This window comes from Massilia sp. Root418, assembly GCF_001425265.1.
Lineage (GTDB): Bacteria > Pseudomonadota > Gammaproteobacteria > Burkholderiales > Burkholderiaceae_D > Rugamonas.
The window spans coordinates 258,329-271,007 of the sequence record NZ_LMEC01000011.1; the positions used below are offsets into that span (position 1 = coordinate 258,329).

The window sequence follows — 12,679 nt, forward strand, 5'->3', positions numbered from 1 at the left end:
GGATGCGCCACCCGGCGGCAGGTGGATGTTACATCAGGATCACGTCGTACTGTTCCTGGTGGTAGGAGTTTTCGACCTGTAGCGAGATCTTTTTGCCGATGAAGTCGCCCAGCATGGCCAGGTGCTGGGATTCCTCTTCAAGGAACAGGTCCACCACCTCCTGCGAGGCGAGGATGCGGAACTCGCGCGGGTTGAACTGCTTGGCTTCGCGCAGCAGCTCGCGCAGGATCTCGTAGCAGATGGTGCGCGAGGTTTTTACCTGGCCCTTGCCGGCGCAGGCAGGGCACGGTTCGCACAGGATGTGGGCCAGCGACTCGCGGGTGCGCTTGCGCGTCATTTCCACCAGCCCCAGCGCCGAGAAGCCGCTCACCGACACCTTGGTGCGGTCGCGCGCCAGGGTCTTCTTCAGCTCCAGCAGCACCGCCGCGCGGTGCTCCGCGTTCTCCATGTCGATGAAGTCCAGGATGATGATGCCGCCCAGGTTGCGCAGCCGCAGCTGGCGTGCGATCGCGTGCGCCGCTTCCAGGTTGGTCTTGAAGATGGTGTCGGCGAAGTTGCGCCCGCCCACGAAGCCGCCGGTGTTGACGTCGATGGTGGTCATGGCTTCGGTCTGGTCGACGATCAGGTAGCCGCCGGACTTCAGGTCTACGCGCCGGCCCAGCGCGCGCAGGATCTCTTCCTCCACGCCGTACAGGTCGAACAGCGGCCGCTCGCCGGTGTAGTGCTGCAGGCGCGGCAGCACGCTGGGGGTGTAGGTCTTGCCGAACTCGGTGAGCGCGATGTAGTTCTCGCGCGAGTCCACCTGGATGGTGGCAGTCTCGTCGTGCACGAAGTCGCGCAGCACGCGCTGGGCCAGGTTCAAGTCCTGGTGCAGCAGGCTGGTGGCGGGCAGGGTGCGCGCGCCGTGGGTGATGGCGGCCCAGGTCTTGCGCAGATAGTCCACGTCGGCCGCCAGGTCGGAGTCCGAAGCGTCCTCGGCCTGCGTGCGCACGATGTAGCCGCCTTTTTCCTCGGCCGGCAGCAGAGCCTGCAAGCGCGTGCGCAGCGACTCGCGCTCGGATTCCTTTTCGATTTTCTGCGATACGCCGATGTGGTTGTCCTGCGGCAGGTAGACCAGCATGCGGCCGGCGATGGAGATCTGGGTGGACAGGCGCGCGCCCTTGGTGCCGATCGGGTCCTTGATCACCTGCACCGTCAGCACCTGGCCGTCGAACAGGATCTTCTCGATCGGGGTGGGGGCGGCGTCGCGGCCGTCGTGCGGACGGGCTTCCCAGATGTCTGCCACGTGCAGGAAGGCGGCCCGTTCCAGGCCGATGTCGATGAAGGCGGACTGCATGCCCGGCAGCACCCGCACCACCTTGCCCGAATAGACGTTGCCCGCCAGGCCGCGCGTCAACGTGCGCTCGATGTGCAGTTCCTGCACGGCGCCCTGCAGTATCAGGGCGACCCGGGTTTCCTGGGGGGTGATGTTGATGAGGATGTCTTCGTTCATGTCGTGTTGCCGCTATTGTTCTGAACAAAGATCATACCCGGTATCAAGGCAACGGCAAACCTGCCTGGCGCAGCAATTGGGCCGTTTCGTACAGCGGCAGGCCCATGATGCCCGAATGGCTGCCCTCGATGTGCTCGACGAACAGCGAGGCCAGGCCCTGGATGCCGTAGCCGCCGGCCTTGTCGTAGGGTTCCTGGGTGGCGCAATAAGCCTGGATGGAAGCCGGCGAGAGCTGGCCGAAGCGCACTTCGGACACCTGCGTCACCTGCAGTGCCAGCGCGTGGTGGTGCACGGCGATGGCCGTCATCACCTGGTGGGTGCGGCCGGAGAGCTGCTCCAGCATGGCCACCGCCTCGTCCTTGCTGGCCGGCTTGCCGAGGATGGCGCCGTCCACCGTGACGGTGGTGTCGGCTGCCAGCACCGGGCGCGACACCAGGTGGCGCCGCTGCACCAGGTTCCACGCGAAGGCTGCCTTTTCGGCTGCCACGCGGCCCACGTAGTCATAAGCTTGCTCGCCCGGCAGCACATTCTCGGTGACGTCGGCGCCGCGCGGGCCGTCGCTGCGCAGCAGCAGCAGTTCGAAATCCACGCCGATCTGGCGCAGCAGCTCGCGCCGCCGCGGGCTCTTGGAAGCGAGATAGATCTTCTTGGCGGTCTGTTTCATGGCGTTCGTTCTGTTATGGTTTTAGACGCGATGATAAGGGTGGTTCTGCGTAATCGTCCACGCGCGGTACAACTGCTCGGCCAGCATCACGCGCACCATGCCGTGCGGCAGCGTCATGCTGGAAATGCGGATCAGGCCTTCGGCCCGGGCTTTGAGCGCCGGGTCCAGCCCGTCGGCGCCGCCGATCAGGAAGGCCGTGTCGCGGCCGTCCTGCTGCCACAGTTCCAGCTGCTGGGACAGGCCCACGCTGGTCAAGTCCTTGCCGCGTTCGTCGAGCGCGATGATGCGCACCGACTTCGGCAGCGCCGCCTCGATGCGCTCGCGCTCCAGCGCCATCGCGGTGGCGGCGGTCTTGCTGCCGGAGCGCTCCACCGGCTTGATTTCCTTGAGCACGATGCGCAGCTCGGGCGGCATGCGCTTGGTGTACTCGGCAAAGCCGGATTCGATCCAGGCCGGCATCTTGTGGCCGACCGCCGCGATAATCAGCTGCACTTACTTCGCCTTATTCAGCAGCGGCTTTTTTCAGGCGCTTGATCACGGTCTTGGCCGGTGCTTCCGCTGCCGCCTTCAGCTTGGAGGCAACCTTGGCCTTCTCTTCGCGGTTGGCCTTGGTGGACGCGGTCAGGGACTTGGTGGCGCCGACCTTGATTTTCTTGCCTTCCGGGATAGACGGGTCGATCACCGGTGCAGCGGCCTTCTTGCGCGCGGCCGGCTTCTTCGCTGCCACGGCGCCGTCTTCGGCAGCCTTCGGCTTGGCACGGCTCACGCCTGGTTTGCGCGCAGGCGCGGCTTTCTTCTCGATGACAGGCTCGGCGGCCTTTTCGTTTTTGCCCGCAGCCAGGTGGCCGGACACTTTCTTCGGCGCGGCAGCTTCGGCGCCTTCGGTGGTGGACTTGCGCTTGGCCGCGCCCAGTTTCACCGGCTTGTCGCCCCAGATCTCTTCCAGGCGGTAGTAAGCGCGGATCGGCGCCTGCATGATGTGGACGATCATGTCGCCCAGGTCGACCAGCACCCATTCACCGGTGTCCTCGCCTTCCATGCCGATCACGTCGCCGCCGGCGGCCTTCACCTTGTCGCGCACCGAGGCAGCCAGGGCCTTGGTCTGGCGGTTCGAGGTGCCGGACACGATGGCGATGCGGTCGAACAGGCTGGTCAGGTGGGTGGTGTCGAACAGGGCGATTTCCTGGCCTTTCACGTCTTCCAGGGCGTCCACGACAACGGTTTGCAGTTTTTTAATATCCATTATTCTTTGTAAAGATTATGTTGTTCAATATAGTCTAGCACTACCGGCGGAATAAGTAAGGCTGGCGAGACCGGCCCATTTCCGCGTTGTAACGCCGCACGAATGCCGGTGGCTGAGATGTCCAGCGCCAGGTCGGGCGCCATGCACGTCAGTCCAGACGGCGATTTTCCTATCTGCTCCGGCGCAGCCGCGCGCCGGGCGAATTCTTGTGCCACTGCCTCGGGCAGGGCGTCCAGCCGGAAGCCGGGGCGGCCCGCCACGCACAGGTGGGCCAGCCCGAACAGCGCCTGCCAGTCGTGCCAGGTGTCCAGCCGCTGCAGCTGGTCGGCCCCCATCAGGAAAGCGATGGAGGCCTGCGGCCCCAGTTCGGCGCGCAGCCCGCGCAGCGTGTCCACCGTGTAGGTCGGCTGGCCGCGTTCGAGCTCGCGGCGGTCCACCGTCACCGGGAAGGGCTGGCCGGCGAAGGCCAGTTCCACCATCTCGGCGCGCTGTTCCGGGCTGGCCTTGAGCGCCGCCTTCTGCCAGGGCAGGGCGGGCATGACGATCAGTTCGTCGGCTTGCAGCAAACGCATGAAATGCGCCGCCAGCGCGACGTGGCCTTCATGGACCGGATCGAATGTACCTCCCAGCAGGGCGATGCGGCGGGCCGGGGCGGGCTGCATGGCATCGGGCACTGTGTGCACTACGCCAGCCAGTCGCGGTGCGGCAGGAAGTCGGTGTACAGCGCCGCTTCCGGCGAGCCGGGCTCGGGATGCCAGTCGTAGCGCCATTTCACGATGGGCGGCATCGACATCAGGATGGCTTCGGTGCGCCCGCCGGACTGCAGGCCGAACAGCGTGCCGCGGTCGAAGACAAGGTTGAATTCGACGTAGCGGCCGCGCCGGTAAGCCTGGAAGTCGCGCTCGCGTTCACCGTACGGGGTGTCCTTGCGGCGCTCCAGCAGCGGCAGGTAGGCGGCCAGGAAAGCGTCGCCCACGCTGCGCACCATGGCGAAGCTCTGCTCGAAACCGGCGGCGTTGAAGTCATCGAAGAAGATGCCGCCCACGCCGCGCGCTTCCTTGCGGTGTTTCAGGTAAAAATACTCGTCGCACCAGCGCTTGAAGCGCGGATGCAGTTCGTCGCCGTACGGCGCCAGGGCATCGGCGCAGGTCTGGTGGAAATGGCGGGCGTCTTCCTCGAAGCCGTAGTACGGCGTCAGGTCCATGCCGCCGCCGAACCACCATACCGGCGTGCCGTCGGCCGCCGTGGTGCTGAAAAAGCGCACGTTCATGTGCACGGTCGGCGCGTACGGATTGCGCGGATGGAGCACCAGCGACACGCCGGTGGCTTCCCACGCGCGGCCGCCAAGTTCCGGGCGGGCCGCGGCGGCGGACGGCGGCAGGGCCGCGCCCATCACGTGCGAGAAATTGCAGCCGCCGCGCTCCAGCACATTGCCTTCTTCCACCAGGCGCGAAATGCCGCCGCCGCCTTCGGGGCGGTCCCACGCGTCGCGCAGGAAGGGCACGCCGTCCAGCTGTTCCAGCGCCAGCACGATGCGGTTCTGCAGGTCGAGCAGGTAATCCTTGACAGCGGCAGGGGAGGGCGTGGACGACATCGTGCGGTGGGAAAAAAGTGGAAGGACGGGATTGTAGCATGCGGCGCGCGGCGGGTTACGCGGCTGCGCCGCTAACCCGCCCTACGGAACCCCGGGGATACCGCAAATTATTGACGGCGTAGGGCGGTAGGGCGTAGGGCGGGTTAGCGCGCAGCGCGTAACCCGCCACTGCGCCGCCAATGCGTGCTCAGTGCTTCAACCCGCGCCACCCGATATCGCTGCGGTACTGCATGCCGTCGAAGTGGATCTTGTCCACCGCTTCGTAAGCCTGCTTCTGCGCCATCTTGATGCTGTCGCCCAGGCCCACCACGCACAGCACGCGGCCGCCGTTGGTCACCAGCTTGCCGTCCACCTGCGCCGTGCCGGCGTGGAAGGTGACCGATTCCGGCGTCTCGGCCGGGATGCCGTCGATGATGTCGCCCTTGACCGGGCTGTCCGGATAGCCGGCGGCGGCCAGCACCACGCCCACGGCGGTGCGGCGGTCCCACTCCAGTTCCACCGCGTCCAGGGTGCCGTTGACGGCGTGTTCCATCACCGCCAGCAGGTCCGTCTTCAGGCGCGCCATGATGGGCTGCGTTTCAGGATCGCCCATGCGGCAGTTGAATTCCAGCGTCTTCGGATTGCCGGCCGCGTCGATCATCAGGCCCGCGTACAGGAAGCCAGTGAACGGGATGCCGTCCTTGTGCATGCCGGCGATGGTGGGGTTGATGATCTCGCGCATCACGCGCGCATGCATGGCCGGGGTCACGATGGGGGCGGGCGAGTAGGCGCCCATGCCGCCGGTGTTCGGGCCCTGGTCGGCGTCCTGCAGGCGCTTGTGGTCCTGCGAGGTGGCCAGCGGCAGGATGTTTTTGCCGTCGCACATGACGATGAAGGAGGCTTCCTCGCCGGCCAGGAATTCCTCGATCACGATGCGCGCGCCGGCGTCGCCGAAGCGGTTGTCGGCCAGCATATGGTCCACCGCCTGGTGCGCTTCTTCCAGGGTCAGCGCAACCACCACGCCCTTGCCGGCAGCCAGGCCGTCGGCCTTGATGACGATGGGCGCGCCCTTGGCGTCGATGTAGGCGTGGGCCTGCTTCACGTCCGAGAAGGTCTGGTATTCGGCGGTGGGGATGCTGTGGCGCTGCATGAAGGCCTTGGCGAAGTCCTTCGACGATTCCAGCTGCGCCGCTTCGCGCGTTGGGCCGAACACCTTCAGGCCGCGCGCGCGGAACAGGTTGACGATGCCGGCGGCCAGCGGGGTTTCAGGGCCGACCACGGTCAGCGCAATGTGCTCGTTCTCGACAAACGTGGCCAGTTCGTGCAGGTCGGTGATGTTGATGTTTTGCAGGCGCGCATCCAGCGCGGTGCCGCCGTTGCCGGGGGCAACGTACACCATCTGCACGCGTTCCGATTGGGCCAGTTTCCAGGCCAGGGCGTGTTCGCGGCCGCCAGAGCCGACTACCAAAATTTTCATAAGACCGTTCCGAATGTAAAACTGGGGAGCGGCCCTGCGGCCGCCGTGAAATACCGGGAGGCCGCGATCAGTCTTCGATCAGGGCGTTGGAATAGACTTCCTGCACGTCGTCCAGGTTCTCCAGCGCGTCGAGCAGCTTTTGCATCTTGGCCGCGTCGTCGCCGGTGAACACGGTTTCGGTGGCGGGCTTCATGATGATCTCGGCCACTTCGGCCTTGAAGCCGGCCGCTTCCAGCGCGTCCTTGACGGCGGAAAAATCGTGCGGGCCGCAGATGACTTCGAAGCCGCCTTCCTCGTCGGCGACCACGTCCTCGGCGCCGGCTTCCAGCGCCGCTTCCATCAGCTTGTCTTCGTCCACGCCGGGCGCGAACAAGAACTGGCCGCAATGCTTGAACATGAAGGCCACCGAGCCTTCGGTGCCCATGTTGCCGCCGTATTTGTTGAAGGCGTGGCGCACTTCGGCCACGGTACGCACGCGGTTGTCGGTCATGCAGTCGACAATGATGGCCGCGCCGCCGATGCCGTAGCCTTCGTAGCGCACTTCCTCGTAGTTGGCGCCGTCTTCGCCGCCGGTGCCGCGCGTGATCGCGCGTTGCACGTTGTCCTTGGGCATATTGGCATCGGCCGCCTTGTCCACCGCCAGGCGCAGGCGCGGGTTGGTGGCGATGTCGCCGCCGCCCATGCGCGCCGCCACGGTGATCTCCTTGATCAGGCGGGTCCAGATTTTGCCGCGTTTCGCGTCAGTTGCGGCCTTTTTATGCTTGATATTGGCCCATTTGCTGTGTCCAGCCATGTTCAATCTTCCTTCGACGGTATGCCAGTGAGGCCGGTATTTTAGCATAAGCCCCCTCTGAAAAACCGCCGTGGCGCCACGGCTGGCTCGCCGGGTCATGCAATATAGTCATCACCTGTCACCGCAGTGAAATAAGTTTTTGCTAAGCTTTCCGTCCACACTTTATTTTGTAGGCGGGAACAAAATGGATAGACGGCAGTTTCTGAAATTCGGCGGTTTCATCACCGTGTCGGCCGCCAGCGGCGGCCTGGCGGGCTGCGGCAGCGGCGATTATGCCGAGCCCGGTTTGCCGCCCGCCACCGGCAGCAGCTGGACCTTCCCGCAAAGCGTGGCTTCCGGCGATCCGCGCGCCGACAGCATCCTGCTGTGGACCCGCGTGGTACCTTCGGGGCTGGACCCGGTGGCCGCCGTCGCCGCCGGGGACGACGTGGTGGTGCGCCTGCTGGTGAGCAGCGAGGACAACAGCAAGGCCATCGGCACGCCGGCCGCGCTGGCCGGCAGCCTGCTGGTGAACATCAAGGTGGCCGCGCAGGCGCAGTACGACAACACCATCCGCCACAAGCTCACCGGCCTGCTGCCGAACACCACCTATTACTACCAGTTCGCCGCCGGCGAGGTGCGCTCCAACGTGGGCCGCTTCAAGACCGCCCCGGCGGCCGGCGCCAGCGTGGCGCAGCTGCAGTTCGCCTACCTGACCTGCCAGGACTGGAGCATCAACCACTGGGGCGCGCTGGGCCATATCGCCGCCAATGAAAACCTGGACTTCATCATCCACCTGGGCGACTACATCTACGAGACCGTGGGCGAGAGCTTCCAGGTGGGCTCGGTGGAAACGCGGCACGACGCGCTCAAGCTGCCGGACGGCACCTTCAAGAGCGGCAGCAGCGGCGCCAAGTACGCCAGCTCGCTGGCCGACTACCGCTACCTGTACAAGAAATACCGCACCGACACCCGTCTGCAGGCAGTGCACGAGCGCTTCGCCTTCATCGCCATCTGGGACGACCACGAATTCTCGGACGACGCCTGGCAGGACACGCAAACTTATGAAACCCAGGCCGGCGCGCTGGACGTGCACGCGCCGCAGCGGCGCCGCAACGCCAACCAGGCCTGGTTCGAGTACATGCCGGCCGACGTCACGCTCGACACCGCCGGCGCCGGCTTCCAGAACATCCAGATCTACCGCGACTTCCAGTTCGGCTCCCTGATGCAGCTGGTGATGACGGACCAGCGCCTGTACCGCGCCGACCACGCCATTCCCGAGTCCAGCCCCAACCCCGCCACCGGCGCGCCGCTGGGCAGCGTGGGCACGCGCTACATGGTGGCGCAGGACATCTACAACGGCGCCGAGGCGGCCAAGGTCGCCGCCGCCGGCAAGGCCGGCAGCGACCCGCTGGCCCTGGTGAGCATGCTGGGCAGCACCCAGCGCGCCTGGTGGATGGACAAGATGAAGTCCGCCACTGCCACCTGGAAGCTGTGGGGCAATGAAGTGTCGCTGCTGCGCATGGGCCTGAGCGGCACGGACGCCATCGCCACCCTGCTGGCGCTCGCCTCGGTTACGCCGCTGGCCACGTCCATCGCCGGCACCGCGCCGCTGGCCGGCGGCAGCCTGCCGCTGGCTTCCGCCATCGTGGGCGCCGCCACCGCCGGAGCCGCGCCGGCGCAGGCGCAGGCCGGCGCCATGGCTATTGCAGCGGCCGCCGCCGCCGGCAAGGACACCAGCACCCAGATCACCGCCGCCGCCAGCGCCGGGCTGAACATTGGCGCAGCCAGCGTGGCCGTGGCCGCGTTCGGCGCCGCCGGCAACGCCGTGGCAGCGGGCAGCGCGCCCGCCGCCGTGGCCGCCGCCGCCGCGCAGTTCATCGCCTTCGGCTGGATCAAGCCGGACATCATCGTCAAGAAGGTGGAGTCGCCCTTCGTCACCGCGTCCGGCAAGCAGGCCGCGCTGGCGCCGTACTTCCGCCGCTTCCTGCTCAACTGCGACCAGTGGGACGGCTACAACGGCGAGCGCAAGGCGCTGATGGCGCACCTGAAGGCCAACAGCGTGGCCAACGTGGTGGCGCTCACCGGCGACATCCACTCCTTCTTCGCCGGCGCCGTGCATGACGACTACGACGCGCCCGGCGGCGGCACGCCGGTGATGGTGGACCTGGTGTCGGCCGGCGTCAGCTCGGACTCCTTCTTCACCTACCTGAAGGACGCGGCCGCCAGCCTGGGCGACCTGGCCACCTTGGTCTCCTACCCGCTGAGCCTGCCGGTGCCCGGCCTGGGCACGGTCGGCATCAGCGTCAACCTGCTGGACTACACCATGGGCAAGGCCGCGCCCACGCTGGACAGCCTGCTGGACCAGGTACGCGTGCAATTGCGCGGCGCCCTGGCGCGCAGCCTGCCCGAAGCCCAGCTGGACGGCACGGTGGCGGCGCTGCTGGTCGGCCTGAAAGCCGACAGCGGCTTCAGCGGGCAGCTGCTGCCGCTGGCGCAGCAGCTGGCGGGCCTGGGCAACAACCCCTGGCTCAAGCACCTGAACACCGACGCCCAAGGCTACACGGTGGTCACGCTCACGCCGGGCAAGCTGGTGGCCCAGTTCAAGCAGGTGAACAAGCTGGTGGGCGGCGCCGCCCCCGCCACCGTGATCGCGCGCACCACCACCGCCACCGTCACCGCCGGCACCCCCGCCGTCGCCATCAGCTAACTCCTACACAGCCTGAGCCGCATTTCCCCCCACTTCGGGGTCTGACCCCGAATTCGGGAAAATGCGGCTCAACTCGCTTTAAGGAAGAGCGTCATAGGGAAAAGATGGGGCAAGCGCGCAGCCGGACGCGGTGCTGCTTGTCGGCGGGAACGTTTCGGCATGCCGTGTAGCCATTTCTGCACTGGCAGCCTGAGCCGCATTTTCCCCCACTTCGGGGTCTGACCCCGAATTGGGAGGAATGCGGCTCAGGCTGCTGCCAGCGGGGTTCGGGCTTTCGCTTTACAATCGCAAGATGGATAAAAGCGCAACTGCCCCGGGCCAGTCTTCTTTGCACCGTTCTGCCTATCTCGGCGGCCTCGCCATCGCCATCGGCGGTGCGGTGCTGTTTTCCACCAAGGCGGTGGTGGCCAAGCTGCTCTACCGTTATCACATCGACGCGGTCACCCTGATCGCGTTCCGCATGATTTTCTCCCTGCCGGTGTTCGCCGCCGTGGCGCTGTGGAAAATGCGCACCGAGGCGCCGCTGAGCTGGGCCGACCGCTGGCGCCTGGTCGGCCTGGGGCTGATCGGCTATTACCTGTCCAGCTTCCTGGACTTCCTCGGCCTGCAGTACATCTCGGTGGGCCTGGAGCGGCTGATCCTGTTCCTCACGCCCACCTTCGTCCTCATCATTTCCACCTTGTTCCTGAAGCAGCACATCAGCCGCAAGCAGTGGCTGGCGCTGGCCTTGTCGTATGCGGGGATCGTGATGGTGTTCCTGCATGACCTGAAAGGCGGCGGACCCGACATCGGCCTTGGTTCGCTGCTGGTGCTGGGCTCGGCCAGCTCCTACGCGCTTTACCTGCTGTTCTCGGGCGAGATGGTCAAGCGCCTTGGCTCGCTGCGCCTGGTGGCCTACGCCATGTGCGTGTCCAGCGTGGCCTGCATTGCCCAGTTCTTCATCCTGCGCCCGGCCGCGCTGCTGATCCAGCCCATGCCGGTGTACTGGCTGTCGCTGGTGAACGGCATCTTCTGCACCGTGCTGCCGGTGTTCATGACCATGACCGCGGTGCAGCGCATCGGCGCCGGCACCGCGTCGCAGGCCGGGATGATAGGCCCGGTGTCCACTTTGTTCCTCGGCGCGCTGATCCTTGGCGAGCCGGTCACCGACTGGCAACTGGGCGGCACCGCCCTGGTGCTGTCGGGGATATATCTGCTGTCGAAAAAGTAGCCTTCTCAACTCTCTGATGGATGCCCTTATGAAACCCCGCATTGCCCTGATCGCCCACGACAAGAAAAAAGACGACATGATTAAGCTGGCCGGCGAGTATGTCGATTTCCTCAGGAGTTGCACCCTGACCGCCACCGGCACCACCGGCGGCCGCCTGGTCAGCGAGCTGGGCCTGGCGGTGGACCGCAAGCATTCCGGCCCCTTCGGCGGCGACCTGCAGATCGGCTCCATGCTGGTGGAGGGCGGCATCGACGCGGTGATCTTCCTGCGCGACCCGATGACCCCGCAGCCGCACGAACCGGACATCAATGCGCTGGTGCGCGCCTGCGACGTGCACAATGTGGCTTGCGCCACCAATGTGTCGACGGCGCACCTGGTTCTGTCCCAATTGCAACGTCAAGCGAAGGAGGCTCCATGAGCAAGGCAATACGCATGACCCGCACCGGCGGGCCGGAAGTGATGGAGTATGTGGACGTGGACGTGGGCGCGCCGGGACCCGGCGAGGCGACCGTGCGCCACGAAGCCATCGGCGTGAATTTCATCGACGTGTATTTCCGCACCGGCCTGTATCCGCAGCCGCTGCCGGCCGGCTTGGGCATGGAAGGCGCGGGCGTGGTGGAGGCGGTGGGCGAGGGCGTGACGGAAGTGAAGCCGGGCGACCGCGTGGTGTACGCTGGCCGCCCGAACGGCGCCTACGCGCAGGTGCGCAATATGCCGTCCGCGCAGCTAGTGGTGCTGCCCGATAAGATCGACTTCGAAACCGGCGCGGCCATGATGCTGCAGGGCCTGACGGTGCAGTATCTGTTCCACCGCACGGTGGCGCTGAAGGCCGGCGACACGGTGCTGTTCCACGCGGCGGCCGGCGGCGTGGGCCTGATCGCGTGCCAGTGGGCCAAGGTGCTGGGCGTGAACCTTATCGGCACGGTCGGTTCGGAAGAGAAGGCGGCGCTGGCCATCGAGCACGGCGCGGCGCACGTCATCAACTACAACAAGGAGAACTTCGCCGAGCGCGTGCGCGAGATCACGGGCGGCAAGGGCGTGTCGGTGGTGTACGACTCGATCGGCAAGGACACGTTCTTCGGCTCGCTCGACAGCCTGGCGCCGCTGGGCATGATGGTCAGCTTCGGCAACGCGTCCGGCCCGGTGCCGCCGTTCAGCCTGGGCGAGCTGCAGTCGCGCGGTTCGCTGTTCATCACGCGGCCCACGCTGATGTCGTACGCGGCGCAGCGCCAGGACCTGGAGGACATGGCGAAATCGCTGTTCGGCGTGGTGAGTAGCGGCGAGGTGAAGATCAACGTGAAGCAGCGCTATAATCTGGCCGATGTGGCGCAGGCCCACATCGACCTGGAGTCGCGCAAGACGACCGGGTCGTCCATTTTGATACCTTGAATCCCATGAGCACAGAAGACCAATCCAGCGACGACGACGGCAACCCAAAATTCGGGCGCCTGCTCGCCGTGCTGGTGACGGCGGTGCTGGTTGTGGTGGCGATTACGTTCGCTTCGGAGGCGTACTTTAGCTGAGGCGGCGGATTTATT

Annotated in this window: 13 protein-coding genes; 5 read left to right on the plus strand and 8 right to left on the minus strand. The window is 66.1% G+C overall.

Going from position 1 to position 12,679, the window contains the following annotated elements:
- Window positions 1-28: 28 nt before the first annotated feature.
- The 8 genes from rng to ASC94_RS08750 all read right to left on the minus strand — a co-directional run bounded on the left by rng (window position 29) and on the right by ASC94_RS08750 (window position 7,242).
- Entirely contained in the window at window positions 29-1,492 is a 1,464-nt protein-coding gene (rng, locus tag ASC94_RS08715; protein ID WP_056393379.1) for a ribonuclease G, read from the minus strand.
- Between the two features lie 43 nt (window positions 1,493-1,535).
- Window positions 1,536-2,156, minus strand: coding sequence for a nucleoside triphosphate pyrophosphatase (locus ASC94_RS08720; protein WP_056393381.1), 621 nt, complete (start codon window positions 2,154-2,156; stop codon window positions 1,536-1,538).
- 21 nt (window positions 2,157-2,177) lie between these two features.
- Window positions 2,178-2,648 carry a 23S rRNA (pseudouridine(1915)-N(3))-methyltransferase RlmH gene (rlmH, locus tag ASC94_RS08725; protein WP_056393385.1) on the minus strand — a complete coding sequence of 157 codons (471 nt, stop codon included), beginning with the start codon at window positions 2,646-2,648 and terminating at the stop codon, window positions 2,178-2,180.
- 10 nt (window positions 2,649-2,658) lie between these two features.
- On the minus strand, window positions 2,659-3,399 hold the full coding sequence (rsfS, locus tag ASC94_RS08730; RefSeq protein WP_056393386.1) for a ribosome silencing factor: 741 nt from the start codon (window positions 3,397-3,399) through the stop codon (window positions 2,659-2,661).
- Entirely contained in the window at window positions 3,399-4,061 is a 663-nt protein-coding gene (locus ASC94_RS08735) for a nicotinate-nucleotide adenylyltransferase (protein WP_056393388.1), read from the minus strand. Before ASC94_RS08735 ends, rsfS begins: the two co-directional genes overlap by 1 nt.
- 20 nt (window positions 4,062-4,081) lie before the next feature.
- On the minus strand, window positions 4,082-4,993 hold the full coding sequence (hemF, locus tag ASC94_RS08740) for an oxygen-dependent coproporphyrinogen oxidase (RefSeq protein WP_056393390.1): 912 nt from the start codon (window positions 4,991-4,993) through the stop codon (window positions 4,082-4,084).
- Window positions 4,994-5,180: 187 nt separating this feature from the next.
- Complete coding sequence (gene purD / locus ASC94_RS08745; RefSeq protein WP_056393391.1) at window positions 5,181-6,449, minus strand: phosphoribosylamine--glycine ligase; 1,269 nt, start codon at window positions 6,447-6,449, stop codon at window positions 5,181-5,183.
- A 67-nt stretch (window positions 6,450-6,516) separates the two neighbouring features.
- Window positions 6,517-7,242: a YebC/PmpR family DNA-binding transcriptional regulator gene (locus ASC94_RS08750; protein ID WP_056393393.1), complete on the minus strand. Its 726-nt coding sequence runs from the start codon at window positions 7,240-7,242 to the stop codon at window positions 6,517-6,519.
- Between the two features lie 184 nt (window positions 7,243-7,426).
- Between ASC94_RS08750 and ASC94_RS08755 the strand changes: the two genes are divergently transcribed.
- The 5 genes from ASC94_RS08755 to ASC94_RS34005 all read left to right on the plus strand — a co-directional run bounded on the left by ASC94_RS08755 (window position 7,427) and on the right by ASC94_RS34005 (window position 12,664).
- The gene (locus ASC94_RS08755) at window positions 7,427-9,931 is read left to right on the plus strand and encodes an alkaline phosphatase (protein ID WP_056393395.1); all 2,505 of its coding nucleotides are present in this window, start codon (window positions 7,427-7,429) and stop codon (window positions 9,929-9,931) included.
- 292 nt (window positions 9,932-10,223) lie between these two features.
- Entirely contained in the window at window positions 10,224-11,141 is a 918-nt protein-coding gene (locus ASC94_RS08760) for a DMT family transporter (protein ID WP_056393402.1), read from the plus strand.
- 28 nt (window positions 11,142-11,169) lie between these two features.
- Complete coding sequence (locus ASC94_RS08765) at window positions 11,170-11,559, plus strand: methylglyoxal synthase (protein WP_056393404.1); 390 nt, start codon at window positions 11,170-11,172, stop codon at window positions 11,557-11,559.
- Window positions 11,556-12,530 carry a quinone oxidoreductase gene (locus tag ASC94_RS08770; protein WP_056393406.1) on the plus strand — a complete coding sequence of 325 codons (975 nt, stop codon included), beginning with the start codon at window positions 11,556-11,558 and terminating at the stop codon, window positions 12,528-12,530. Before ASC94_RS08765 ends, ASC94_RS08770 begins: the two co-directional genes overlap by 4 nt.
- Before the next feature lie 5 nt (window positions 12,531-12,535).
- Complete coding sequence (locus ASC94_RS34005) at window positions 12,536-12,664, plus strand: hypothetical protein (protein ID WP_267875097.1); 129 nt, start codon at window positions 12,536-12,538, stop codon at window positions 12,662-12,664.
- Window positions 12,665-12,679: the final 15 nt, after the last annotated feature.